A 25,894-nucleotide genomic window follows, 5' to 3' on the forward strand; every position below is an offset into this window, starting at 1 on the left:
AGCTGTGCAGGGTGTTGGCGTAAAGCTGCACGTGCCCGGGACAGTTCATCGGCTTGACCGCCAGCATCCGCGTTTCGTTACCGCCCTCGTCCACCTCGGCGATGAACATGTTTTCGCGGTACTTGTCCCAGTGGCCGGACGCCTCCCACAGCTTGCGGTCCATCAGCAGCGGCGTCTTCACCTCCACGTAGTCGCGAGCGTCGATCTTCTCGCGCACGTAGGCCTCCAGCTGACGGAACAGCGTGTAGCCCTTGGGGTGCCAGAACACCTGGCCGACAGCCTCGTCCTGGATATGGAACAGGTCGAGTTGCTTGCCGAGACGGCGATGGTCACGCTTCTCCGCTTCCTCGAGCTGCGTCAGGTAGGCCTTGAGTTCCTTCTCGCTGCCCCAGGCCGTGCCGTAGATACGCTGGAGCATCGCGTTGTCGGAATTGCCACGCCAGTACGCGCCAGCCAGCTTCATCAGCTTGAAGGCCTTGCCCAGCTTGCCCGTGGACGGCAGATGCGGCCCGCGGCACAGGTCGACGAATCCGCCCTGGCGATAAACCGTGATCGTCTCGGTCCCGGGCAAATCGGCGATGATCTCGGCCTTGTATTCCTCGCCCTGCTCGCGGAACCAGGCGATGGCCTCGTCGCGATCCCAGACCTCGCGGGTAATCGCCTCGTCGCGCTGGACGATCTCCCGCATCTTCGCCTCGATCTTTTCCAGGTCCTCGGGCTTGAAGGGCTCATCGCGGGCGAAGTCGTAGTAGAAACCGTTCTCGATCGCCGGACCAATGGTCACCTGGGTGTCCGGGTAGAGCTCCTGGACCGCCTCCGCCATCACATGGGCGGCGTCGTGGCGCAGCAGTTCCAGCGCCTCGGGTGATCGGACGGTGATGATTTCGACATCGGCATCCTGCTCGATGACGCGTGTGAGATCGCGCATCTCGCCGTTGACCTTGACGGCCAGCGCCGCTTTGGCCAGGCCGGCGCCAATGGACAGGGCAACATCGGCACCCGTCGGCGGCGCGTCAAACGGGCGCTCTGAGCCGTCGGGCAATCGAATGGAAATAGACATGGAGAAGTCCTCGGGAACGATTGGAGGTTGATCGGGACCGATCAGGAATTTTTCAAACGAAGGCAGAACCAGCCGCTGTTAGGCAACTGGGCACCAAGTTCGCGTCCGGGTCAGGACGATCGTTCGCAGGACGATAAGAAGCACGAAAGTCGGTCGCAGGAATGACGACGCGTATGATAGCGGGCCGTCTCCGACCGGAAAACCCGACCATCATGACCAAGACGCTGATCACCAACGCCCTGCTAGTGAATGAAGGCCGGACCGAGGAAGGCGATCTGCTCATCGACGGTGACCGAATCAGCAAGATTGCGGCGTCGATCACGGCGGATGCGTCAATGACCGTGATCGACGCGCAGGGCCGCGTTCTGATGCCGGGCATGATCGACGATCAGGTCCACTTCCGCGAACCGGGCGCGCCGCACAAGGCCAACATGGCTTCGGAATCGGTGGCCGCGGTGGCCGGCGGCACGACCAGTTTCATGGACATGCCGAACACCAACCCGACCACGACGACGCGTCAGGCGGTGGCGGACAAGTACGCCCGCGCGGCCGGTCGCGTCGCCGCCAACTACGGCTTCTACCTCGGCGCGACCAACGACAACATCGACGAGATCCGCGCGCTGAAGATCGACGAAGCCTGCGGCGTCAAGGTGTTCATGGGCGCATCAACCGGCAACATGCTGGTCGACAACCAGGATGCGCTGAAGGCGATTTTCCGTGACGCCCCGGGTCTGATCGCGACCCACTGCGAGGACACGCCGACCATCCTCCGCAACGAGGCGGAGGCGATCGAGCGCTACGGCGACACGCTCACCGCGCAGATGCATCCGACGATCCGCTCCGCAGAAGCCTGCTGGCTGTCGTCATCCATGGCCGTCGGCCTGGCGCGGGAATACGACGCCCGGCTGCACGTGCTGCACCTGACGACCGCAAGGGAAATGGAGCTGTTCGACCGCGGCCCGATCGAGTCCAAGCGCGTGACCGCCGAGGCCTGCGTGCACCACCTGTGGTTCTCCGAGGCGGACTACGCGCAGCTCGGCAACCTGATCAAGTGCAACCCGGCGATCAAATCCGCCACCGACCGGGCCGCGCTGCGCCAGGCCCTGCTGGAAGACCGGCTCGACGTGATCGCCACCGACCACGCACCGCACACCCGGGAGGAAAAGGCCCAGCCGTACGTCAAGGCGCCGGCTGGCCTGCCGCTGGTGCAGACCTCGCTGGTCTCGCTGCTCGACCACGTGAACGACGGCTGGCTGCCGCTGACGACCATGGTCCACAAGGCCTGCCACGCCCCGGCGCTTTGCTACGGCGTGCAGGAACGCGGCTATCTGCGCGAGGGCTACTACGCGGATCTGACGCTGGCGAACCTGGACGCAACCACCACGGTCACGCCCGAATCCGTCCTCTACCACTGCGGCTGGTCACCCTACGAGGGCACGACCTTCCGCGGCAGAATCGACTCGACCTGGGTCAACGGCGCGCTGGCCTTCGATGGCAAGACCGTCATCCGCCCTGACGGCGGTCAGCGTCTGCGGTACGGCCCCGTCTAGTCTCTCCGAGGCCGGTCTCAGCCGGTCCGCCGCCAACGGACGCCGTCGGCGCTGTCCTCCAGCACGATGCCGCGTTCGGTGAGCTGATCGCGGATACGGTCGGCCTCGCCGTAGTCCTTGCGGGCACGAGCTTCCTGCCGCTGCGCCACCAGCGCGTCGATCTCGGCGGCCTCGCCATCCTCACCACCACCGAACCACGTGGCAGGGTCGGCCTGGAACAGGCCCAGCAGCTGACCGCAGGCGAGCAGGTGCCCCTTGATCGCGCCCTTCTCCCTGTCGGTTTCCGCCTTGTTCGCCGCCCGGACCAGCTCCGCGACCTCGGCCAGCGCACGCGGCGTGTTCAGGTCGTCTTCCAGCGCGTCCATGAACTCGACGGTGGGCTCGAAATCGGTCGGTTCGATGTCGGCCAGGACCTCCAGCGCGCGGTAGACGCGATCCAGCGTGGCGCGAGCCTGCGCCAGAACATCGTCGGTCCAGTCCAGCGGCTGGCGGTAGTGCGCGGACAACAGCACGTAGCGTGCGACCTCGCCCGGCACCTGTTCCAGCACGTCGCGGATGGTGACGATGTTCCCCACCGACTTGGCCATCTTCTGGCCGTCGAGATTCAGCAGGCCGTTGTGCATCCAGTAGCGGGCGTATTCCTTGCCGCCATGCCAGCAGACGGACTGGGCGATCTCGTTTTCGTGATGCGGGAATTGCAGGTCCATGCCGCCGGCGTGGATGTCGATGGTCTCGCCCAGGTGGAATGACGCCATCGCCGAGCACTCGATATGCCAGCCGGGTCGACCGCGCCCCCAGGGACTGGACCAGCCGGGCTGATCGGCGGAGGACGGCTTCCACAGCACGAAGTCGGCCGGATCACGCTTGTAGGGCGCCACCTCGACGCGGGCACCGGCGATCATCTCGCGACGGTCGCGGCCGGACAGCCGCCCGTAGTCCTCGTAGCTGTTCACGTCGAACAGCACATGCCCCTCGGCTTCATAGGCATGGCCGCTGCGGATCAGATCACGAATGGCCGCGATGATGTCGTCCACGTGCTCGGTCACCCGTGGCATGCGATCGGCGGGCAACACACCCAGCCCGTCGAGATCCTCCAGATAGGCCTTTTCGAACCTGGATGTGATCTCGCCGATATCCACGCCGGCCGCGGCCGCGGCCGCATTGATCTTGTCGTCGATGTCGGTGATGTTGCGAACGTAGGTCACGCGCTTGTAGAGCACCCGCATCAGACGCACGAGCACGTCGAACACGACGGCGGGACGCGCGTTGCCGATGTGGGCGTAGCTGTACACCGTCGGACCGCAGACGTAGATCGTGACATTCTCGGGATTCAGCGGTTCGAACGGCTCTTTCCGCCGTGTCAGCGAGTTGTAGATCTGCATGACCTTATGACGTTGCGTGGTTTGCGGGTCCGGATTGTACCGACTCGAGGCTTGAATTCGTTCGATATGACATAATTATTGGTTCGTAACCCGCTACTTGGTTACGCACATTGCGGGGGCCGATGTCGCCCTTCCCGCCTTGCGGAGAATCTTTTGATGGATGCCAGTGCCACTCCTGCCAACGCGGCAGTCGAGACGAAGAACGACGCCGTTGCGCGTCCGACACGCGAAGAAGCCGAAGCGGCCGTTCGTACCCTGATCGCCTGGACCGGTGACGATCCGACCCGCGAAGGCCTGCTCGACACGCCCGGGCGCGTCGTTCGCGCCTACGAGGAATTCTACGCCGGCTACAAGGAAGACCCGCGCGAAATCCTGTCGCGCACCTTCGAGGAAGTCGACGGCTATGACGACATGGTCATGCTGCGCGACATCCGCCTGGAATCGCATTGCGAACATCACATGGTGCCGATCATCGGCCGCGTGCACATCGCCTACCTGCCGGTGAACCGCGTGGTCGGCATCAGCAAGCTGGCGCGCGTGATCGAGATCTACGCCCGCCGCCTGCAGACGCAGGAGACGATGACCGCGCAGATTGCCAATGTACTGGAGGAAGTGCTCAAGCCGGCCGGCGTCGCCGTGCTGGTCGATGCGGCGCACCAGTGCATGACCACCCGCGGCATTCGCAAGCCGGGCGTGTTCACCATCACGTCCCGCTTCACGGGCCGCTTCAAGGAAGACATGCGTCTGCACGACCGCTTCATGCAGATGATCCGCCCCACCCCGAACGACATGTAAGCCCGCGATGAGCATCGAATTCGCAGAACGCAAGACCATCGAACAGGTTGAGGAAGGCCAGGAACTGGCGCCCAAGTTCGACGCCGACGGACTGATTCCCTGCGTGACCACGGCCCACGCCTCCGGCGAGGTGCTGATGCTCGGCTACATGAACGCCGAAGCGCTGCGCAAGACCATCGAGACCGGCGAGGCCCACTACTGGAGCCGTTCGCGTCAGGTGCTGTGGCACAAGGGCGCGACCAGCGGGCTGGTGCAGAAAGTCACCGAAATCCGCATCGACGACGATCAGGATGCCGTGTGGCTGCGTGTCGACATCCCCGGCGAGGCGTCCTGCCATGTCGGCTACCGCTCCTGCTTCTACCGGTCCATCCCGATCGGTGAGAACAGCAGCGCGCTGCACTTCGAAGAGTCGGAAAAGAGCTTCGACCCCAAGGAAGTCTACGGCGACGCGCCGAACCCGACGATTCTCTGAAACCCGGGCGGGACTGATCGATCAGCGCTTGGCGACTGTCACCAGCTGCACATGCGCGACACCGGCATCCCGCAGGATGTCGAGCACGTCGAGCACGCCGGTCGCGCTGAGGTTGGCATCCGCCTTCAGGCGCACGCGATCCGGCGCGTTCTCGCCGGACAGGCGGCTGACGAGGCGTTCCATGGTCACGATTTCATCGTCGACCAGCACATCACCTTTCTGATCGATGACCAGTTCCAGCCCGACGTCGTTGGGCTGGAATGCCGAGACAGATGACGGCGGCAGCACGTCCAGACGCTCGGGTACGGCGATGGCGCCGACGAGCATGAAGAAGATCAGCAGCAGGAACACGACGTTGATCAGCGGCAGCAGATGATCGTCGGTCAGCGCCAGCCGGCGCGTGTGCTCCCACTCCATCATGGTTGGCGGCCCTCGCCCGTCAGACGTCTGTCGGCATCATAACGGTGACGGGTCCGGCCGGGCCAGTCAGTGAAAATCACGGGAGGCGACCGACAGCCGCCCCAGCCACTCCGAACGATCGGTGAACTCGCGTGCGATCACGTGCAACACGTCGTCCTCGTTCTGCACATGGCCGCGAATCAGCGGCAGCTGCGCATGCAGCACCATCCGGCGGAAGCGCTCCAGCACCTTGGGCCAGATCACCAGATTGACCAGGCCGGCCTCGTCTTCCAGAGTCATGAAGATCACGCCGGAGGCCGAACCGGGGCGCTGTCGACCGATGACCAGGCCTCCGACAAGAACCGGCGTGCCGGTCTTCATCGGACGCAGGCGATCGGAGGACGTGACACCACAGGCATCCAGCCGCGGTCGCAGCAGCGCCAGCGGATGGCGTCCCAGCGTCAGGCGCAGGCTGGAATAGTCGGCGACGATATCCTGCCCTTCCGTCGGCGTCGTCAGCAGGGGAACGCCTTCCGAAAACTGCGGCCGACCCAGCACGGGCATGGCCGTCTCGACACCCGCCGCATCCCAGAACGCCTGGTGGCGATGACCGGACAGGCCTCGCAGGGCGCCGGCTGCCGCAAGCACCTCCATCTGTTCACGGGAAATACCGGTGTCACGAATCAATCGCCGCTTCAATGACGCTGTTCCCCGCCTACCTTCGGGCAAGGCTTTTCTCCAGTCGGCGATACGCTCGGCAACCTCCAGATCCATCCCCTTGATCCGGTCGAATCCCAGACGGATTACCGCCTCCCCGTCGGCCCGGCGCTCCAGGCTCGATTCCACCTCCGAATGCAGCACGTCCACCGGCCTCACCTCGACGCCATGGCGGCGGGCGTCGGCGATCAATTGCGCCGGCGCGTAAAACCCCATGGGCAGACTGTTGAGCAACGCGGCAGTGAAGGCGGCCGGATAGTGACACTTGAGCCAGGCGGAGGCGTAGGCCAGCAGCGCGAAGCTCGCGGCATGAGACTCGGGAAAACCATAGTCTCCGAAGCCCTTGATCTGGCTGAAGATTCTCTCGGCGTACTCGGGCTCGTAACCACGCTCCGCCATGCCGGCCTTGAGCTTGACCTCGAACGGCTCCAGCCCGCCCTTGCGCTTCCAGGCGGCCATCGCCCGGCGCAGCTGATCGGCCTCCTCGGCCGTGAATCCGGCGGCGACCATCGCAAGCTGCATCACCTGCTCCTGAAAGATCGGCACGCCCAAGGTGCGTTTCAGCACGCCCTTCACGGCATCGCTCGGATAGGTCACCGGCTCCTTGCCGGATCGCCGGTTCAGATAGGGATGCACCATGTCGCCCTGGATCGGGCCGGGTCGCACGATCGCGACCTGAATCGTCAGGTCGTAGAGATTCTCCGGCCGGAGCCGGGGCAGCATGCTCATCTGTGCCCGGGATTCGATCTGGAACACGCCGATGGTGTCCGCCTGCTGGATCGCCTCGTAAGTCTCCGGGTCGTCGCGGGGAATCGCCGCCAGTGTCAGTTCGCACCCGTCCCAGCGCCGGATCAGGTCAAAGCATTTGCGGATCGCGGTCAGCATGCCCAGCGCCAGCACGTCGACCTTGAGCATGCCCAGGCTTTCCAGGTCGTCCTTGTCCCACTGGATCACGCTGCGGTTGTCCATGGTCGCCGGCTCGATCGGACACAGCGCATGCACCGGCCCCTGGCTGATGACGAATCCGCCGACATGCTGAGACAGGTGGCGGGGAAACCCCACCAGTTGCCCCACCAGCACGAACAAGCGCCGGATCACCGGCGAGCGCGGGTCCAGGCCGATCTCGAGAATCCGCTCGTCGAAGGTCTCGGCGTTGTCCCACCAGGCCAGCGACTTCGACAACGCATCGACCTGATCCAGCGACATGCCCAGCGCCTTGCCAACATCGCGGATCGCCGACTTGGGCCGGTAGGCGATGACCGTCGCCGCCAGCGCCGCCCGGTCGCGCCCGTATTTGCGATAGATGTACTGGATCACCTCCTCACGCCGCTGATGTTCGAAATCGACATCGATGTCCGGCGGTTCGTTGCGATCGCGTGAGACGAAGCGCTCGAACAGCAGACTCTGCTCGGCCGGATTGACCGCGGTGATCCCCAGGCAGTAACAAACCGTGGAATTGGCGGCCGAGCCTCGGCCCTGGCACAGGATGTCCTGCCCGCGCGCCCAGCGCACGATGTCCTCGACGGTGAGAAAAAAGAACTCGTACTCGAGTTCAGCGATCAGCCCCAGTTCATGTTCGATATTGCGACGGACATTCGACGGCACGCCTCCGGAGTAGTGGCGACGCGCGCCCCGTTCCGTCAGCTCGCGCAACCACGACGAGGGCGTGTATCCGTCCGGAATCAGCTCGTGCGGATACTCGTAGCGCAGCTCCGTGAGTACAAAACGGCAGCGTCGGGCGATCCGCACCGACGCCTCCAGCCACACCGCCGGATAAATCGCGCGCAGCGCAGCCAACGAGCGCAGATGCCGTTCCCCGTTCGGGAACAGCGCATACCCCAGTTCGGAGATCGGTTTGCCGAGGCGAATCGCGGTCAGCGTGTCCTGCAATGCCCGGCGACCGCGGGCATGCATGTGCACGTCCCCGCAGGCGACGACAGGCAATCCGAATGCCTCGGCGCGCGCCTGCAACGCGGCCTGCCGACGCTGGCGATCAGCGCTGGCGAACAGTTCGGCGACCAGCCAAAGACGATCGGTGAACACGGTCGTGACCGCCGCCAGCGCGGCATCGTCCCCGTCGATCCACAGCAGCAGACAGCCCTCCAGCGGCTGATCGATCAGGTCATTCAGATGCAGGGCATAGTCCCCCTTGGAACGCCGGCCGCGCGCCAGCGTAATCAGGCGGCACAGGCGCCCGTAGGCCGCGCGATCCGTCGCCAGCAGGACGATCTTCGGCCCCTCCTCCAGCGTGAACTCGGCGCCAATGATCAGATGCAGGCCGCGCACCTTGGCCTGCTCGTGCGCCCGGACCACACCGGCCACCGAGCATTCATCGGTCAGCGCCAGCGCGGCATAGCCCTGATCCGCGGCACGATCCACCAGTTCAGCGGGCTGGGAGGCCCCGCGCAGAAAGCTGAAATTGCTCAGGCAATGCAACTCGGCATAACCGACTTCCGCCGCGCTCATGCGAAATACCCGTGTAGCCACCAGCCCAGCCGCTGGCGATCCTGGAACACCCACAGGCGGGTGCCGAAGCGATCGCGCATGACGTAATAATCACGGCTGATGTCACCGCCCGATCCGGCCGTGTCCCACCAGCCCTGCTCGATCCGCTCGGGCCCGGTTTCGGTGTCCAGCGGTCCGTTGTAGGTCGGCCGCTGCTCGCGGACGATCAGCGCCTGCGGTTCGCGCAGCAGCCAGACGGGGCGCGGCGCGGCCGGCGGCCGGTCGCAACAATCGACCTGGCCCGGCTGACCCAGTTGCCAGGCCTGTTCCGGTCGATGATCGGCCCGACTGCCCAGCGCCAGCACGGCCTGAGCACCCAGCCGGGCCTGCCAGCGTTCCACCGTGGCCAGCCAGTCATCCGCGCCGGCGGGATCCAGCCAGTCCTGTGTACCGGCGGACAGCGGCAGCACATGCGGCGCCTCCAGCCGCAGCCCCACGACCGGCGCGGGCAGTTCGAACCGATCCAGGTGTTCCCCCAGCAGACGGACGAAGCGCCGATCGTCCCGCCCCGCCATCGCCAGTCCCACCGTCAGCGTGCTGGCCGGCCGCTCCTCGTGAAACAGGCGCAGACGCAGGCGGTCGACGGCCGCATCATGCGCCCGCAGATAGCGGACCAGCTGGTCGGTCAGATGCCCGGCCGCGGCCAGCAGACGCGGCGTGGCCGATTCCGGCATCGGCATGTCCACCTCGGCGGTGAAACGCCGTGGCGCGGCAAAGCGTGGCACCGCCTCCGGACGCTGCCCCAGGGCCTCGTCCAGTTGCCGGACGATCGCCTGACCGTAACGCCGGGCCAGGCCATCGCGAGGCAGACGCATCAGCGCTCCCAGCGTGTTCAGACCCGCCCGGCGCAACCGCGCCTGTCGCGTCGGCGGCAATCCCAGTGCCTCGATCGGCAACGCGGCCACGCCCTGTCGGGTCCTGTCGTCATCCGACGCGACGATTCCGGACTGCCAGGGTGCCAGCCAGGACGCCGCCCGGGCCGAACGGGCGATGGCTGTACGGACGTGGTGACCATGCCCACCCAGACCGGCCATGACCGCACGCTGTATCTCGTCCAGCCCACCGAACAGATGACGGCTGCCGCCCACCTCCAGCAGCAGACTGTTCGGCGGTGCCACCGACACCCAGGACGTCCAGCGACTGGCCCACCCGGCCAGCCGGTCCAGACGCCGGGATTCCGCGGCCTGGTCGCGCACCTCCAGGCGCACCTCGGGACACAGCGCCTGCGCCGCGGCCTGAGACATGCCCGGCTCGATACCGGCATGCCGTGCGACGGCGGATACCGCGATCACCTCGATCCGCTGGCCCGTGACTTCGGTCACCACCATCGGCTCGTCCGGTTCGTAACCGGCCTGGACCTCCAGCGGCAGATCGGTCAGGTACAGACAAAGCCACAGCGCCTCGGCGCGCGCCGCCGAGCGCGCAACCGGCGGCTCCGGCCCCTGCTTCCCGGGCACGGCCCCGCATTCATGATCCAGCCAGTCAATCTGGGTAGCCGTGTTCACAGGCTGACCACCGGGCACTGATGACTGCCGCGCGCCTTGAGCACCCGGAGGCGATCGCCCTGGACATGCAGACGCAGATGGACATTGGGTGCGTGAGCTCGTCGTCGCGCCGGCGTGAACAGCACGCCCAGACATCGCCCGGCGGCCGCCGCGACCTGCCAGCGACGCATGGCGGCGACATCCACCTGCCTGCCATGGGTGCAGGGCCAGGCCAGGACTAGGCCGCAGGCCTCGCTACGCAGCGCGGTCTCGATCACCCACCACGCATTGGCCCGGTCATCGGAGCGCACCAGCAGCAAGCCGTCCGGATTGATGCCCGCCTGCTGCCAGGCCGGCGTGAAGGGCACGAGATCGGCTGGCGCATCGACCAGCACGATACGCTGACCCGCCCGCGTGCAATCGGCCATCGCCGGCAGGAACGGATGCAGTGGAGGTGGCTGCCGGGCTTCCACGACCACCTCGATCATGCCGGCCTCGGGCCAGCCGCCGCCGGGCAAGGCCGTATCAAGCCGGGCATGCCCCGTGGGGCGCACCGCGGTCTGGCGGGCACGCGCATCCCGGGCACGCCAGAGGCGTGGCTCGGCCTGAAGCAGAGCGTTCAAGGAGTTGGTCGCTGAATCCGACATCGCCAGGGAAGCACTGATCTACTTGCGCTACACGGTTACTGTTTATTTAAACAGTATATGGCCGGACACAAACCCTGTCTTCGGTGACCAGACAAACGCTGGCCAACAAAGGAAGCAGTGATGGTGGAACAGCGGCCGGTAGGCCGCCGGTCAGGGCGTGGCGCTCTCCTCGAGCGATTCCTCACGCGCCATCGACAACGGCGTAACGCCGGCCAGGGTCAGCGTGTCCAGCGCGGACACGACGGTCTGCAACGACACGGACTCACCCGGCGCGACGACGACCGGCCCGCGCTGACCGTCCAGCCGAGCCATGACGGCATCCAGCAGACGCTCGCCCTCATGCAGCGGCACGCCGGCCGAATCCCGCAGCACGCCATCCGGCCCCAGCGACAGGGTCAGCGTGGGCCGATTGCCGGTGTCCGACGCCAGATCGCTGCCGGACATCAGGTTGATCGCGCCCCATTCGACATAGCTGGACGCCAGCATGAAGAACACGAGCAGGATGAACACCACATCGATCAGCGGCGTAAGGCTGATCCGCACACGCTCCCGCTGCCGCCCCTCGAAGGGCGGCAGACCCTGTCCGGATGTCGGGAGCTCGAAGGCGGTCACGGATCAGAATGCATCGAAGGCGTAGAACGCGGAGATTGAAATGTACTTCGCATCGTTCTGGAATTCGAGGTATTCGAGCTGAACCATGTTGTGCGTCGCCTTGCTCCAGCGGTACCCGGCCTGCAGCGTATAGACGAAACCGTCGCTGTCCTCTTCCAGCTCCTCGATATTGGTGTTCATGCCGCCAAAGCCCAGCCGCGTTCCGGCATATAACCGTCCCGGCGTGCGGAATGCGGTGTACAGACCGTAGGTGATGGCCTGAAAGTCATCATTGGAGGCCGTGGATCCGGGCTGTTCGCAGCCAAACGGGTTTTGCAGCGCGGGGCAGTCATCCCCACCCGCGGGGATTGTCCGGCCACCATCGTTTTCGCCCCCGAACAGCGTGAACCCCAGATCCAGCTCGAAGCCGATCCAGGAGATGCCCGGAATCCGGATGCCGATGGTCTGCGCCAGACCGAATGCGGAATCCAGGTTGTCGAGATCGGGGTCCACCGAGATGAACGCGGTACCGCTGTAGAACGGCGTGTCGTCACGTCCGATGCTGTCATCAGCATCCTGAGCCTGTGCGATGCTGACGGTGAATCCCAGCAACGTGATCAGCGTCACACGGGCGATTGAGTGCATCTGCACATCGAGCAATGATCGAATCAACATAAACATACCCCCAGAGGTTTCTGGTCGAACTAGAATTCATCTATTCGGTCCAAGGCCAAGAACCGACGCAATGAAGTCGAACATGATCAAACAAATTGCCGCTGTCGCTATCGTAACGCTTGCACTGGGTGCCTGTGCACTGCAACCGACGCCCTACAAGGCAAAGGGCGACACACGTTACGGATACTCCGAGCAGCGCCTGGAAGCCGACCGCTATCGGGTGCGATTCGCCGGCAACGATGTCACGGAACGGGATACGGTCCAGAACTACCTGCTGTTCCGGGCCGCCGAGCTGACGCTGGCAAACGGTTTCACCTACTTCCGCATGCTCGACGAGCAAGTCGACGAGATCGAGGACGACGAAACCGTCGTCGTCTCCGGCGGCCATGGCATCTACAGTTACCCGCTGATCTTCGGAACGCGCATCAGCACGGTCAAGGGCAGCACCCGCTTCGAGGCCGGCGCCCAGTTCAAGATGCTCAAGTCGCGCCCGGAAAAGGACGACGCCTACGTGTTCGACGCCCGCGAAGTGAAGCGGAATATCGGCCCCACGGTGGTCCTGCCAAACGACGGCAAGGGCGTGAAGCCGGGCCAGACCGTCAACGAACCGGTCAGCACGTCGAGTTGAGGCGTTTGTCGATGGCCTGAAGCGCCATCGCGGCCGGTGCGGGGATGCGGACATCCACCGCAGCGGACACGTCCGTACGCCCCGGATTGATCTCGATACTTCGCCCACCCCACTGGCGACACCAGTGCACCGGTGCCGCGATGTACGGAAACACGCTGGTCGTGCCGATGCTCAGCACCACGTCCGGCGTTGATGCCATGACCCGGTCATAGCGGTCCAGCGCGGTCGTCGGCAGCATTTCACCGAAGAGCACCACGTTCGGACGGATCACGTCACCGCAATCCGGACAGCACGGAAGATTCCGATCAATGTCCGCGTAGGATTCGACATCGAGCCGCCACGGGCAGCTTGTGCAATACAGATGGTGAAAGTTGCCGTGCATCTCGATCACGTCATCCGAACCCGCCGCCCGATGAAAACCATCGATATTCTGGGTCAGCACGGTGATGTCGAAACGGCGCTGCCAGCGCGCCAGCACCGCATGCCCGGCGTTCGGAGTCGCCCCCCGGCAGGCCGCCTCGATCTGGCGCAGATGTTTCCATGTCCTCGCCGGATCGGTCCGGAACCATTCGCCGGACAGTGCGACCTCGATCGGAATCCCGTCCTCCCCTTCACTGTCCTCGTACAGCCCGCCAACACCGCGATAGGTCGGCAGCCCTGACTCCGCCGAAATCCCGGCACCGGTGATCGCCAGCACCCTGCGGGCACCGCGCAGCATCTCCGCCGCGGCCTCGATGGCCGCTCGGATGTCGTCGGGAAATGGCTCCATGGTCACCATGTTACATTTCCCGAAATATTGAATCGGCGGCCCTTTCCCGCCCCGCCGTCCAGACAAACGGAAATTTTCGCAACATGGCACGCAAATCGGCTGCCGATCAGGCCGCCACGTTGGACACAATCCGCACTGAGGCCTTTCAGCTGTTCGGCGTCTACGGATATGACGGCGTCTCCATCGGCGACATCGCCAAGGCGGCCAATCTCTCCAAGGGGGCGATGTACTGGCACTTCCAGGGCAAGGACGCGCTGTACATCGATTGCCTGCAACGTCTGCATGGTTATTTCGACCAGCACATCTTCCACCCCGTCCAGGCCGAATCCGACCCGATCCAGCAGATGATGCTCTTCTTTCACGGCATCGCCAGCCTGGTCCAGGACGAGGCCCTGCATCACGGCGTGGCGGGCTACTGGCTGCGCAGCAGTCGTTCGAATCTGAAAGAAATCGACGCCGTCCATCGCGCCTTCGAAGAGCGCACCGCGGGCATCCTCGAAGAGATGCTGCGCAAGGCCGTCGAACAGCAGGTGCTGGATCTCGCCGATGATCTGGTCGACATGGCCCGGGCAATGATCTCGGTGATGGAAGCCATCGTGCTGCCGATGCGCGCGCACACCACCAGCGAGGTGTATCAGACCCTCGGCGTACTCGCCCGCACGATGATGCGCGCCTACACCAAGCAGCCGGTGCTGGTGGAACTGTTCAGGAAAATCTGAAGCCGGCCCGGTCTCGCGTCACCGCCGTTTGCCGAACAGCGCCCCCAGACCATCTTCCAGCAATTCGGCCCCGCTGCGCGCCATTGCGCGCACCGACTCCTCGACATGTTCGCCCCGCGCCGCCGCCGCCAGGGCATCCTTGAAACCGGCGGCGACCTGCTCGCGAAATTTCGGCAGCAACTCCTCGCCCGCGGACAGCACACCCGCACGCACACGCGCTTCCAGCTCGTCGGCCATCCGGTCGGCCTGCCGTTGCAGACGGGGCTTGAGTGCGAGCTCGTAGACCAGCCACATCACGATCAGCGTGATGATGGCGCTGACCAGACCGGTGACAACAATGGCAGTCCAGTTCATCGCTCGCCTCCTATCCCGAAATCGTCTCGCGATAATCCAGCGCGAACAGGGTGTTGCGGTAATAGCGCAGTTCGTTGATCGAATCCCGGATGTCGGCCAGCGCCAGATGCTCGGACTCCTTGACGAAACCTCCAGCCACCTCCGGAGCCCAGCGACGGGCCAGCTCCTTCAGCGTGCTGACATCCAGGTTGCGGTAGTGGAAATACCCGGCGAGGTCCGGCATCCCGCGCACGAGGAATCGCCGGTCCTGGCAGATACTGTTGCCGCACATCGGTGACGCGCCCGCCGGCACCCAGCGCGCCAGAAAGTCCAGCGTCGCGGCCTCGGCGACCTCGATGGAAACGCTGTCGTTGCGAATGCGGTCGACCAGGCCGGAGGCGTTGTGCTGCCGCGTGCACCACTCGTCCATCTTCTCCAGCTCCTGTTCGGGCTGGGCGATCGCGAGCGAGGGGCCCTCTTCCAGAATGTTGAGCTGAGCGTCCGTCACGATGGTCGCGATCTCGATGATCACGTGGGCATCCGGATCCAGCCCCGTCATTTCCAGGTCGATCCAGATCAGGTTGTCGGGATGAATGCTCATGGCTCGAGTCTAACCCGGATGTTTTGCGTGGTGCGCCGGCCCGCGCGTGAGACTGGACGCAGCGCCAGGGAGTTCTGTACGGTCGCCCACCTTTCCCGCTGACGTGGAGCTGACCAATGACTTCGGAACTCGCCCAGAGACGCTGCGTGCCTTGCGAAGGTGATACCCCGGCCATGGATGCCGACGCCGTGAAGGCGCACCTGGCCCAGGTCAGCGAGCGGTGGGAAGTCGTCAACGATGGTCAGGCGATACGCGCCGAGTTCCGCTTCAAGGGCTACGCCAAGACCACCGGCTTCGTGAACGCCGTGGCCTGGATCGCGATCAGCGAGAACCATCACCCGGACATCAGCTTCGGCTACAACACCGCCTCGATCCTGTGGGCCACGCATGCCGCCGATGGTCTGACGGAAAACGACTTCATCTGCGCCGCCAAGGTGGACGCGCTGGTCGACGGCTGACCGCCGGCGCCCGGCAGGTCAGATCGTCTGACGCCCCCGGAAGGCGTGGGACAGCGTCCCGGCGTCGACGTATTCCAGCTCGCCCCCCATCGGCACACCCTGGGCGATACGGCTGACCGCGACACCGGCCGCACGTGCCAGCTCACCGACATAATGCGACGTGGCCTCACCTTCCACGGTGGAGCCCGTGGCGATAATCACTTCCTTGAGTTCCGGTTCGGCCAGGCGTTCGGCCAGACGCGGCAGGCCGATCTCGTCCGGTCCGATGCCGTCCAGTGGCGACAGCCGGCCATGCAACACGAAATACAGGCCGTTGTAGTCGGCGCCCTGCTCCACCGCGACCAGGTCGGCCGGTGATTCCACGACGCACATGCTGGAACGGTCACGCCGCGCCGACGCGCAGATCGGACACAGATCGGCCTCGCTGAACATCCGGCAGTCGTTGCAACGTCGCAGTCCGTCCAGCGCGGCGCCCAGCGTCTCGGCCAGCATCCGGGCGGCCGGACGATCATGCTCCAGCAACTGAAACGCCATGCGCTGCGCTGATTTCGGGCCGACACCGGGCAAGGCCCGCAATGCGTCGATCAACGCCTGCAGACGGGCGGGATAGATCACAGAGCGCGATCGATCAGAACGGCAGATTCATGCCGGGCGGCAGGTTCAGCCCGGAGGTGAGCTCGGACATCGCCGACTTGTTCTCTTCCTCGACCCGGGCCACGGCATCGTTCACCGCGGCGGCCACCAGGTCCTCGAGAAATTCCTTGTCTTCCTCAAGCACCGACGGGTCAATGGTGACGCGCTTGACCTCGTGACGGCCGTTCATCACGACCTTGACCATGCCGGCGCCGGACTGCCCTTCGGTTTCCCGCTCGGCCAGTTCCTGCTGCTTCTGCTGCATTTTCGACTGCATCTCCTGCGCCTGTCGCATGAGATTGCCGAGTGCTCCTTTCATCTGGGACATGGTCTTTGTGTTGTCAGTGAATCGTGGGGTCGGATTGTGTCACAGGCGCATCCAGCGGACGGATGCTGCCCTCGCGAATGCTGGCGCCAAAACGACGCTCGAACTCGTGGATGTTGTCGTCATTGGCCAGCGCCGCTTCGGCGTCCGCCTGGCGGGCCGCGGCCTCCTCGGATTCGATGCTCGCCAGTGTCGGCCCGGTGGTGTCGCCGGTCTCCACGCGCAAATCCAGCTCGGGAGCCGCCAGCGCCTCGCGCAGCACATCACGCAGCCGTTCCAGCGTCAGCGGCCGGTTGAACCGGGCCATGGCCTCGGGCAGGCGCAGCGTGATCCGTTCGGGCGTCACGCTGATGCATTCGGACCGACGCGCGAGCTGCGCGGCGATGCCGTCCACCTCCAGCCCACGGATGAACTCGGGCCACTGTTCGGGGGAATCCAGCCGCCCGATCGGGGGCCGCGGTGCCGCCTCCGGCGCTTCCTCTACCGGTGATGGCGGTGCGACGGGCTGCACGGCGCGCCTGGCCGGCTCCGCGACGGGCGCCGGCCGAGCCACCGCCGGTTCGGCGACGACGGCGGGCTCGGGTTCCGCGGTTTCCTTGCGGCCCTCGCGAGACCTGGCCTGCGCCTGCCCTCCGGAACCCTCTCCGGCCGGGCGGAACGCCATCATCTTCAGCAGCGTCATCTCGAAACCGGCGCGCGGGTCCGGTGCCACGGGCAGGTCCCTGCGACCTTGCATGATGATCTGATAGAACAGCTGCACATCTTCCGGCGACACGGCATCGGCCAGTGTCTGGAGCTTGTCGCGGTCGAAGACCGACGCCTCGTTGGAATACGCCGGCACCAACTGCGCCACCGCGATCTGCTGCAGGGCCGAGGCCATTTGCGCCAGCAGACCGTCAAAGTCCGGCGCCTGTTCGTCCAGCTTGCGCAGCAGCGCGGCCATCGCGTCGGGATCGGCCTGGTTCACCACGTCGATCACCGCGAGCACGTCCTGCGAACCGACCGCGCCGAGCATGTCCTCGACCGATTGCAACGTCAGCTTGCCGCCGGCGAATGCGATGGCCTGATCGGTGAGGCTTAGCGAATCACGCATGCTGCCGTCGGCGGCGATGGCCAGGGCCTGCAAGGCGTCGGTTTCCGCCTCGACGCCCTCCTGCTCGAGGATGCTGGCCAAGCGTTCGCGGATCAGCGTCGGCGGCAGGCGCTTGAGGTTGAACTGCAGACAGCGCGAGAGAATCGTGATCGGCAGTTTCTGCGGATCGGTGGTCGCGAGCAGAAAGCGCACATGGGGCGGCGGTTCCTCCAGCGTCTTCAGCAACGCATTGAAGGAATGCTTGGACAGCATGTGCACCTCGTCGATCAGGTACACCTTGTAGCGGCCACGAGTCGGCGCGTACTGCACGTTGTCGAGCAGTTCACGGGTGTCATCGACCTTGGTGCGCGAGGCCGCATCGATCTCGATCAGGTCGACGAACCGCCCCTGGTCGATCTGCTCGCAGGCACTACAGGTCCCGCAGGGCGTCGCGGTGATCCCGGTCTCGCAGTTCAGGCATTTGGCGATGATGCGTCCGAGCGTGGTCTTGCCGACGCCGCGCGTGCCGGAGAACAGCATCGCGTGGTGAATGCGCTGCTGGGCGAGCGCGTTGCTCAGCGCCTGGACGACGTGCTGCTGACCTGCAACCTCATCGAATGTGCGTGGGCGCCACTTGCGCGCCAGTGCCTGATAGGTCATGCGGAAAATCGTGCCGACTGGATGATCCGGATTGTCGCAGATTCAGCCGCGGGACGCGGCGGACCGGATGGAACCGACTCGAGGATTCGCCCGAAAAAGGCGGCGGACCGCACCAGCGACACCCCGGCGCCCGAATCCATCGCTACCGTTGCTCCCTTCCGGGCCTGGCGGGGTTTACGACAATTCGCCGCGGGGGAACCGATGCGGCCCACCATCGGGTCCGGCCCGAGCGGGCCGGCGCACTCCCCAACCGGGGAGCGGGCGCGAAGACTAACAGATTTGCTGCCGCCTTCGGCACCCTGAATGAGCTCGATGTTTACGGTTCGACGATCGCGAACACGCCGTCCGGCTTGTCCAGCAGCGAGAAGAACTTGATCAGTTTCAGCCGGCTGCCGTCGACCTGAAGACCATCCCCGCCAATCAGGTCGCCAAGCGAGACCTGCTGGGTCAGGATGTCGACGAACAGGTCCTGCGAGACCGTCAGTGACACGTCCGCCTCGTCATCCGACGTCGATGCCCGGTGATGCAGCACCGCGTTCTCGATCCACAGGTAATGGGATTCGTCGAGCTCCGGCAGGCTCAGGATCAGACTTAGCTCGGTGTCCTCGGCCTTGGGCCCGTTCAGGCGCGCGGCCATCGAATCGAGGATCACCGGCACCGCGATGTGGCGCAGCAATCCCGCGGTATCGGCCATGTTCATCACCCGCTCCGGCATGCCGTGACGCAGTTCGTAGGCACCAGACAGGTAGAAGTCGCGCCATGGGCCGGATTCGGCCTGGTAGCCAAGCTGATCGTAGGTGCTGGCCAGCAGCGCCCTGGCATCCGTGTCGGCCTGCCCACTGAACACCAGATGGTCCAGCAGTTCGGCCGCCCAGCGATAGTCGCCGGCGTCGAAAGCGGTTTGCGCATGCTCTACCAGCGCGGCGGGACCACCGGCCAGCTCGACATAGCGCTTGCCCGCCTGCTCCGGCGGCAGCGGATTGAGATGCGCCGGATTGCCGTCGAACCAGCCGAAATAGAACTGGTAGACCGCGCGGCTGTTGTGCCGCAGCGTGCCGTAGTAATCGCGGTTGTGATAACCGCGACGCAACGACGTCGGCAGTTCGATGGCCTCGGCGATCTCGCTCGGCGTCATGCCGTTATTGGCCATTCGCAGCGTCTGATCGTGAATGTACTTGTAGGTGTCGCGCTGCTCGGTCAGGAATCGCTGAACCCGTTCGCGTCCCCACACCGGCCAGTGGTGCTGGCCGACGAACACCTCGGCATCCTCGAACAATGTCCGTGCCTGCTCGATGTAGTCGCTCCAGCGCAGCGCGTCCCGAACCTTGGCGCCGCGCAGCGTGTACAGATTGTGCAGCGTGCGCGAGGCGATCTCCGCGCCCAGGAACGCCTTGGTCGCCGGCAGATAGGCCGTCAGCTCGGCCGGCGCCTCGGAACCCGCGGCGTTCTGGAACACGAACTCGACCCCGTCCAGCATCTCCGTCTGGCCGGTGTGATCGACGATCAGCGTTGGCTCCAGAATGCCGATCTGCCCATCGAACGCTGGTGTCTTGCCCAGCCCCGTATCCACATGGCCTCGCGGTGAGCGCGGCAGATTGCGCCCGTACATGTAACCGGCTCGTCGCTGCATTGCCGGGCCGGCCAGCACGTTCTCGCTGGTTGCCTCGGCGGTGAAGCCGACCGGCGCGACGATCTGCGCATCATCAGCCAGCGCATCGGCAATGCCGTGGACGCCGCCGAAATGATCGACATGGCTGTGGGTGAAGATCACCGCGGTGATCGGAAGCGTTTCGAGATGATCCATCGCGAACGCCCACGCGGCCTCGGCGGTCTGCTTGTTCGTCAACGGATCGATGACGATCCAGCCGGCCTTGCCGCGGACCAGCGTCATGTTCGCCAGATCGAAGCCGCGTAGCTGGTAAATGCCCGGCACCACCTCGAACAGCGCGGCGACGCTGTGCAGGCTGGCCTGACGCCACAGACCCGGATGCACCGTGGGCGGTGCCTCGCCTTCGATGAAGTCGTAGGACGGAATGTCCCAGACCCGTCGGCCGTCCTCGCGCGTGACGACGAGATCGGTTTCGGCGATCAGACCACGCCGCGCCGCATCCTCGCCGTCGAGATAATCGTCCGGCATCGGCACCGCGGCGTTCGCCGCCTGTGTGGTCACCGTCGCCGGCGAAAACCCATCCGCATCCGCGCCTTCGGCAGCGGGCAGTTCCTCGTGACCGCAGGCCGCCAATCCACCTGCCAGGACGATGGCCGCGAACGCGCGGCCGATCTGATTCTGCATGTCTCCCCCTTGTCATTTTGGACCCGTCTCCCGGGCCCGATCGCCAGGAAAGGTACTACGTCCGCCGACGGGGAATCGACAACCGCCCGCCCCCGCTCGATCAGGGGCTATCCCGTTGCGGTAGATGCTACGGCCGCCAACGAGGCAGTACACTGCCGTCCGTATAGCGTGCGCTCCGCAAGAGACGCATGAACCTTAAAACCGCTCCGCGGGCATGCCGGCGGAACGAGGAGACAATCAATGGCTGACGAGACGCTCCGGCTTCACCTGCCGGAACCGACGACGCGTCCGGGCATGGACCCCGATGCGAGCATGATCAAGGTGCCGCCCGCCGGCACGCTGCCCAAGCCGCCGCTGGACGAACCCGACGACAAGATGTGGGACTACGCGCTGGGCATGGTCCGCGTGCTGGACGACGACCACGGCGCGGTCGGCGACTGGGACCCGAAGCTGGATGCCGACACGCTGCGCAAGGGTCTGACCTACATGATGCGCACCCGTGCCTTCGACGATCGCATGCTGCGGCAGCAGCGTCAGGGCAAGACCTCGTTCTACATGAAGTGCACCGGCGAGGAGGCCTGCGGGGTCGCCCAGGCGATGGCGCTGCGCCCGGACGACATGCTGTTCCCCAGTTACCGCCAGCAGTCGATGCTGGTGGCACGTGACTGGCCGCTGGTCGATCTAATGTGCCAAATCTTCAACAACCCCAAGGACCGGCTCCAGGGCAAGCAGTTGCCGGTGCTGTACTCGGTCAAGGGCGCCAACTTCTTCTCCATCTCCGGCAACCTCGGCACGCAGTTCCCGCAGGCGGTGGGCTGGGCCATGGCCTCGGCGTACAAGAACGATTCGAAGATCGCCGCCGCCTGGGTGGGCGAAGGCACGACCGCCGAAGGCGACTTCCACCACGCGCTGACCTTCGCCGCCGTGTACCAGGCGCCGGTAGTGCTCAACGTCACCAACAACCAATATGCGATCTCCAGCTTCTCCGGCATCGCCGGTGGCGAGCAGTCGACCTTCGCCGCCCGTGCGCTGGGTTACGGCCTGCCGGGCATTCGCGTCGACGGCAATGATTTCCTGGCCGTGTACGCGGTCACCAAGTGGGCCGCCGATCGCGCCCGCTCCAACAACGGCCCGACGCTGATCGAGCTTTACACCTACCGCGCCGCGGCCCATTCCACGAGCGATGACCCCTCCGGTTACCGCCCAAAGGACGAGTTCACCGTATGGCCACTGGGCGATCCGATTGACCGCCTCAAGCAGCACCTGATCAAGCTCGGCGAATGGTCCGAGGAACAGCACGAGGCGCTGCACCAGGAACTGGAGGATGAGGTCAAGCGCGACCTCAAGGAAGCCGCCAGCCACGGCACGCTGGGCGTGCGCCCGTGCAGCCCGTCCACCATGTTCGACGACGTGTTCAAGGAACTGCCGCCCCACCTGCGCCGCCAGCGCCAGGAGGCCGGCGTATGAGCCGCATGAACATGATCCAGGCGATCAACTCGGCCCTGGACAACATGCTGGAACGCGATCCCAACGTGCTGATCTTCGGCGAGGATGTCGGCTATTTCGGCGGCGTGTTTCGCTGCACCGCCGGCCTGCAGGAGAAGTACGGCGTCAAGCGCTGCTTCGACACTCCAATCGCCGAAGGCGGCATTCTCGGCATGGCGATCGGCATGGGCGCCAACGGCCTGCGGCCGGTCGCCGAGATCCAGTTTGCCGATTACATCTACCCGGCCTTCGACCAACTCGTCTCGGAGGCGGCGCGCCTGCGCTACCGCTCGGCCGGCGAGTTCTGGGCGCCGATCACCGTGCGCTCACCCTGTGGCGGCGGCATCTACGGCGGCCAGACCCACAGCCAGAGCCCGGAAGGCATCTTCACCCATGTCTCGGGCCTGAAGACGGTGATGCCGTCCAATCCCTACGACGCCAAGGGCCTGCTGATCTCATGCATCGAAGATGACGACCCCGTGCTGTTCTTCGAGCCCAAGCGCATCTACAACGGCCCGTTCGACGGCTACCACGACCGCGCGCTGCAACCCTGGACGCAGCACCCCATGGGCGAGGTGCCGGACGACTACTACTCCATCCCGCTGGGCAAGGCGAACATCGTCCGCCCCGGCTCGGACGTGACGGTGATCTGCTACGGCACCATGGTCCATGTCTGCGAGACGGCGGTGAAGGAAACCGGCGTCGACGGCGAGATCATCGACCTGCGCACCATGCTGCCGCTGGACCTGGACTGCATCGTCGCCTCGGTCCAGAAAACCGGCCGCTGCGTCATCGTCCACGAGGCGACCCGCACCAGCGGCTTCGGCGCCGAGCTGATCGCCGAGATTCAGGAGCATTGCTTCTATCACCTGGAGGCCCCTCCCATCCGCGTCACCGGCTGGGACACGCCCTACCCGCATGCCTTCGAGTGGGAGTACTTCCCGGGTCCCAAGCGAGTCGGTGAAGCACTCACTCGCGTGATGGAGGACGCGTAATGGGTATCTACACGTTCAAGCTCCCGGACATCGGGGAAGGCATCGCCGAGGCGGAAATCGCCGAATGGAAGATCGCCGTTGGCGACACCGTCGACGAGGATCAGGGCATTGTCGACATGCTCACCGACAAGGCGGCGGTGGAGATCGAATCGCCGGTCGCCGGCACGGTCAAGGAACTGTGCGGCGAGGCCGGCTCGATGATTGCCGTCGGCGGGCCGCTGATCCGTATCGAGATCGAAGGCGACGGCAACACCGACGAGGCCGAGGCATCGGAGCCAGCTCCTGCGCCCAGGCCGGAACCGAAACCCGAGGCCACCGCGCCTGCACCCGCACCAGAACCGGAGCCGAAATCCGTCGCGAAACCCGCGCCTGCTCCGGCGGCACCGGCCAGCGCGGCGAGCATCCGCCAGTCCGGCGCCCTGCCTCGCAAGGCCGGCGAAAAGCCGCTGGCCTCGCCGGCGGTACGGCGTCGTGCGCAGTCCCTCGGCATCCAGCTCGCCTTCGTGCCGGGCAGCGGTCCGGCCGGCCGCATTACCCAGCAGGATCTGCATGCCTTCATCCAGGCCGATGCCGGCGGCGCGGCAGCGGGCACGCAGCGCATGCCCAAGCCCGGCGTCGAGGACATCCGCATCATTGGCCTGCGCCGGCGTATCGCCACCGCGATGCAACAGACCAAGCAGCGGATTCCGCATTTCGCCTATGTCGAGGAAGTCGACGTCACCGAACTGGAATCGCTGCGCCAGTACCTCAATGCCACCAGGCGCGAGGATCAGTCCAAGCTGACCATCCTGCCGTTTCTGGCGCGGGCGCTGGTCATCTCGGTACCCCATCACCCGCAGGTCAACGCCCGCTTCGATGACGATGCCGACATCCTGCATCGCTACGACGCACTGCATGTCGGCGTCGCCACGCAGACGCCGGGCGGTCTGGTCGTGCCGGTGATGCAGCATGCCGAGGCCAAGAGCCTGTGGGACATCGCCGGCGACATCCGCCGCCTGGCGGACGCCGCCCGCAGCGGCAAGGCCAGTCGCGAGGAACTGTCCGGCTCGACCATCACCATCACCAGTCTGGGCGCCATGGGCGGAATCGCCTCCACGCCCGTCATCAACGCTCCGGAGGTCGCCATCATCGGCGTCAACAAGATCATGGAACGGCCGACCTACGTGAACGGCCAGCTCGTGCCGCGGCTGATCATGAACCTGTCGTCCAGCTTCGATCACCGCATCGTCGACGGCTGGGACGCCGCCGCGCTGATCCAGCGCATCAAGGGCCTGCTGGAACATCCTGCCACCCTGTTCATGGAGGGCGAGGCATGAGTGATTCACTGACTACACAGGTACTCGTCGTCGGTGGCGGGCCCGGCGGTTACGTCGCCGCCATCCGCGCCGGTCAGCTCGGCCTCAAGACCGTGCTGGTCGAGGCCGGCCAGCTCGGCGGCACCTGCCTGATTCGGGGCTGCATCCCGTCCAAGGCGCTGATCCACGCGGCGAGCAAGTTCGCGGACATGACCAAACATGTCGGCGACGGCGAGCTGGGCATCCGCCTGGCCGAACCGCCGAGCTTCGAACTCGGCGGCGCGGTGCACTGGAAGAACGGCATCGTCAACAAGCTCACTGGCGGCGTCGGCGCGCTGCTGAAAAAGGCACGCGTGCAGGTTGTCGGTGGCTGGGCACGCTTCGAGGACGGCAAGAGCTGCATCGTCGAAGGCGACGGCACCACCACCCACATCACCGCCGAACACGTGATCATCGCCACCGGATCGGTGCCGGTGGAGGTGCCCGGACTACCCTTCGGCGGCGACATCCTCAGTTCCACCGAAGCGCTGTCACTACCGGAATTGCCCAGGCATCTGGCCGTCGTCGGCGCGGGATACATCGGCATGGAACTGGGCATCGCCTTCCGCAAGATGGGCGCCGAGGTGACCATCGTCGAGGCCACCGACCGGATGCTGCCGTCCTACGACGCCGATCTGGTCAAGCCGGTCGCGAAATGGTGCCGCCAGCACGGCGTCGATGTCCGCTTCAGGACCAAGGCCGTCGGCTACGCCGGCGGGCAACTCAAGCTGGATTCCGAGAACGGCGAGACGACACTGGACTGCGACAAGGTGCTGGTCACCGTCGGCCGCAAACCGAACACGCAGGGCTGGGGGTTGGACCGGCTGGTCGTCGACATGAACGGGCCGTTCATCAAGGTCAACGACAGTTGTCAGACCTCGATGCGCAAGGTCTGGGCGATCGGCGATGTCGTCGGCGAACCGATGCTGGCCCACAAGGCCTCGGCCCAGGGCGAGATGGTCGCGGAGATCATCGCCGGTGAGCGCCGCAAGTTCGAACCCGCGGCGATTCCCGCCGTGTGCTTCACCGAGCCGGAAATCGCCGGTGCCGGACTGTCACCGGACGAAGCGACGGCCGCCGGGCACGAGATCAAGGTCGGAACCTTCCCGCTCGCCGCCAACGGCCGGGCCCTGACCATGGAAGCCGGCGGCGACGGCGGTTTCGTCCGCGTCACCGCGCGGGCCGACAATCACCTGATTCTCGGCGTGCACGCGGTCGGTGCTCATGTCTCGGAACTGACCGGCGCGTTCGTCCAGGCCATCGAAATGGGCGCCGTGCTGGAGGATCTGGCCGGCATCATCCAGGTGCATCC

At 65.4% G+C, this 25,894-nt stretch carries 25 protein-coding genes and 1 other RNA gene; 10 read left to right on the forward strand and 16 right to left on the reverse strand.

Annotation, left to right across the window (positions count from 1 at the left end):
• The coding region (locus ABNS06_RS05540; RefSeq protein WP_348673100.1) for a threonine--tRNA ligase at positions 1-1,060 on the reverse strand (1,060 nt) is incomplete at its 3' end.
• A gap of 212 nt (positions 1,061-1,272) precedes the next feature.
• Here ABNS06_RS05540 and ABNS06_RS05545 point away from each other — a divergent pair.
• Positions 1,273-2,610, forward strand: coding sequence for a dihydroorotase (locus ABNS06_RS05545; RefSeq protein ID WP_348673101.1), 1,338 nt, complete (start codon positions 1,273-1,275; stop codon positions 2,608-2,610).
• Positions 2,611-2,627: 17 nt separating this feature from the next.
• Here the strand turns inward: ABNS06_RS05545 and cysS are convergent, their stop codons facing one another.
• Positions 2,628-3,992, reverse strand: a complete 1,365-nt coding sequence (cysS, locus tag ABNS06_RS05550; RefSeq protein WP_348673102.1) for a cysteine--tRNA ligase — start codon at positions 3,990-3,992, stop codon at positions 2,628-2,630.
• 156 nt (positions 3,993-4,148) lie between these two features.
• On the opposite strand from cysS, the gene folE reads away from it, so the two are divergent.
• Together folE and hisI are read left to right on the forward strand one after the other, a co-directional pair.
• Entirely contained in the window at positions 4,149-4,787 is a 639-nt protein-coding gene (gene folE, locus ABNS06_RS05555; protein ID WP_348673104.1) for a GTP cyclohydrolase I FolE, read from the forward strand.
• Positions 4,788-4,794: 7 nt separating this feature from the next.
• Positions 4,795-5,259 (forward strand): phosphoribosyl-AMP cyclohydrolase, encoded by a 465-nt coding sequence (hisI, locus tag ABNS06_RS05560; protein ID WP_348673105.1) that lies wholly within the window; start codon positions 4,795-4,797, stop codon positions 5,257-5,259.
• Positions 5,260-5,280: 21 nt separating this feature from the next.
• Here the strand turns inward: hisI and ABNS06_RS05565 are convergent, their stop codons facing one another.
• From ABNS06_RS05565 to ABNS06_RS05590, 6 genes are all read right to left on the reverse strand, one after another.
• Positions 5,281-5,679, reverse strand: coding sequence for a biopolymer transporter ExbD (locus ABNS06_RS05565; protein ID WP_348673106.1), 399 nt, complete (start codon positions 5,677-5,679; stop codon positions 5,281-5,283).
• 66 nt (positions 5,680-5,745) lie between these two features.
• Complete coding sequence (locus tag ABNS06_RS05570; RefSeq protein WP_348673107.1) at positions 5,746-8,841, reverse strand: error-prone DNA polymerase; 3,096 nt, start codon at positions 8,839-8,841, stop codon at positions 5,746-5,748.
• Positions 8,838-10,337, reverse strand: a complete 1,500-nt coding sequence (locus tag ABNS06_RS05575) for a DNA polymerase Y family protein (protein WP_348673108.1) — start codon at positions 10,335-10,337, stop codon at positions 8,838-8,840. Before ABNS06_RS05575 ends, ABNS06_RS05570 begins: the two co-directional genes overlap by 4 nt.
• A 44-nt stretch (positions 10,338-10,381) precedes the next feature.
• Positions 10,382-10,987, reverse strand: a complete 606-nt coding sequence (gene imuA / locus ABNS06_RS05580; RefSeq protein ID WP_348673109.1) for a translesion DNA synthesis-associated protein ImuA — start codon at positions 10,985-10,987, stop codon at positions 10,382-10,384.
• Positions 10,988-11,161: 174 nt separating this feature from the next.
• Complete coding sequence (locus ABNS06_RS05585) at positions 11,162-11,623, reverse strand: biopolymer transporter ExbD (protein ID WP_348673110.1); 462 nt, start codon at positions 11,621-11,623, stop codon at positions 11,162-11,164.
• A gap of 3 nt (positions 11,624-11,626) precedes the next feature.
• A complete protein-coding gene (locus ABNS06_RS05590; RefSeq protein ID WP_348673111.1) occupies positions 11,627-12,247 on the reverse strand; it encodes an outer membrane beta-barrel protein in 621 nt (206 codons plus the stop codon).
• A gap of 112 nt (positions 12,248-12,359) precedes the next feature.
• On the opposite strand from ABNS06_RS05590, the gene ABNS06_RS05595 reads away from it, so the two are divergent.
• Entirely contained in the window at positions 12,360-12,905 is a 546-nt protein-coding gene (locus tag ABNS06_RS05595; RefSeq protein ID WP_348673113.1) for a hypothetical protein, read from the forward strand.
• Here ABNS06_RS05595 and ABNS06_RS05600 read toward each other — a convergent pair.
• Positions 12,889-13,683: an NAD-dependent protein deacylase gene (locus tag ABNS06_RS05600; RefSeq protein WP_348673114.1), complete on the reverse strand. Its 795-nt coding sequence runs from the start codon at positions 13,681-13,683 to the stop codon at positions 12,889-12,891. The genes ABNS06_RS05595 and ABNS06_RS05600 overlap by 17 nt on opposite strands.
• A 74-nt stretch (positions 13,684-13,757) precedes the next feature.
• Here ABNS06_RS05600 and ABNS06_RS05605 point away from each other — a divergent pair, with 74 nt between their 5' ends.
• Positions 13,758-14,393 carry a TetR/AcrR family transcriptional regulator gene (locus tag ABNS06_RS05605; protein ID WP_348673115.1) on the forward strand — a complete coding sequence of 212 codons (636 nt, stop codon included), beginning with the start codon at positions 13,758-13,760 and terminating at the stop codon, positions 14,391-14,393.
• Between the two features lie 18 nt (positions 14,394-14,411).
• On the opposite strand, the gene ABNS06_RS05610 is transcribed toward ABNS06_RS05605, so the two are convergent.
• Positions 14,412-14,747 carry a hypothetical protein gene (locus ABNS06_RS05610; protein WP_348673116.1) on the reverse strand — a complete coding sequence of 112 codons (336 nt, stop codon included), beginning with the start codon at positions 14,745-14,747 and terminating at the stop codon, positions 14,412-14,414.
• Between the two features lie 10 nt (positions 14,748-14,757).
• Positions 14,758-15,327, reverse strand: coding sequence for an oligoribonuclease (gene orn / locus ABNS06_RS05615; RefSeq protein WP_348673117.1), 570 nt, complete (start codon positions 15,325-15,327; stop codon positions 14,758-14,760).
• Between the two features lie 116 nt (positions 15,328-15,443).
• Between orn and ABNS06_RS05620 the strand changes: the two genes are divergently transcribed.
• A complete protein-coding gene (locus tag ABNS06_RS05620; RefSeq protein ID WP_348673119.1) occupies positions 15,444-15,785 on the forward strand; it encodes a 4a-hydroxytetrahydrobiopterin dehydratase in 342 nt (113 codons plus the stop codon).
• A gap of 18 nt (positions 15,786-15,803) precedes the next feature.
• Here the strand turns inward: ABNS06_RS05620 and recR are convergent, their stop codons facing one another.
• The 5 genes from recR to ABNS06_RS05645 form a co-directional block, all read right to left on the reverse strand.
• On the reverse strand, positions 15,804-16,400 hold the full coding sequence (gene recR, locus ABNS06_RS05625) for a recombination mediator RecR (protein WP_348673120.1): 597 nt from the start codon (positions 16,398-16,400) through the stop codon (positions 15,804-15,806).
• A gap of 13 nt (positions 16,401-16,413) precedes the next feature.
• Entirely contained in the window at positions 16,414-16,737 is a 324-nt protein-coding gene (locus ABNS06_RS05630; RefSeq protein ID WP_348673129.1) for a YbaB/EbfC family nucleoid-associated protein, read from the reverse strand.
• 22 nt (positions 16,738-16,759) lie between these two features.
• Positions 16,760-18,475 carry a DNA polymerase III subunit gamma/tau gene (gene dnaX, locus ABNS06_RS05635; protein ID WP_348673122.1) on the reverse strand — a complete coding sequence of 572 codons (1,716 nt, stop codon included), beginning with the start codon at positions 18,473-18,475 and terminating at the stop codon, positions 16,760-16,762.
• A gap of 107 nt (positions 18,476-18,582) precedes the next feature.
• An RNA gene (gene ffs, locus ABNS06_RS05640) (signal recognition particle sRNA small type) lies at positions 18,583-18,679 on the reverse strand.
• Positions 18,680-18,791: 112 nt separating this feature from the next.
• Complete coding sequence (locus ABNS06_RS05645; protein ID WP_348673123.1) at positions 18,792-20,768, reverse strand: alkyl sulfatase dimerization domain-containing protein; 1,977 nt, start codon at positions 20,766-20,768, stop codon at positions 18,792-18,794.
• A gap of 240 nt (positions 20,769-21,008) precedes the next feature.
• Here ABNS06_RS05645 and ABNS06_RS05650 point away from each other — a divergent pair, with 240 nt between their 5' ends.
• From ABNS06_RS05650 to lpdA, 4 genes are all read left to right on the forward strand, one after another.
• Positions 21,009-22,235: a thiamine pyrophosphate-dependent enzyme gene (locus ABNS06_RS05650; RefSeq protein WP_348673124.1), complete on the forward strand. Its 1,227-nt coding sequence runs from the start codon at positions 21,009-21,011 to the stop codon at positions 22,233-22,235.
• Positions 22,232-23,248, forward strand: coding sequence for an alpha-ketoacid dehydrogenase subunit beta (locus ABNS06_RS05655; protein WP_348673125.1), 1,017 nt, complete (start codon positions 22,232-22,234; stop codon positions 23,246-23,248). The genes ABNS06_RS05650 and ABNS06_RS05655 overlap by 4 nt, the downstream gene beginning before the upstream one ends.
• Positions 23,248-24,564 (forward strand): dihydrolipoamide acetyltransferase family protein, encoded by a 1,317-nt coding sequence (locus ABNS06_RS05660; RefSeq protein WP_348673126.1) that lies wholly within the window; start codon positions 23,248-23,250, stop codon positions 24,562-24,564. The genes ABNS06_RS05655 and ABNS06_RS05660 overlap by 1 nt, the downstream gene beginning before the upstream one ends.
• The coding region (gene lpdA, locus ABNS06_RS05665) for a dihydrolipoyl dehydrogenase (RefSeq protein WP_348673128.1) at positions 24,561-25,894 on the forward strand (1,334 nt) is incomplete at its 3' end. The genes ABNS06_RS05660 and lpdA, both read left to right, overlap by 4 nt.

This window comes from uncultured Abyssibacter sp. (assembly GCF_964000955.1).
Taxonomy (GTDB): Bacteria; Pseudomonadota; Gammaproteobacteria; order Nevskiales; family OUC007; genus Abyssibacter.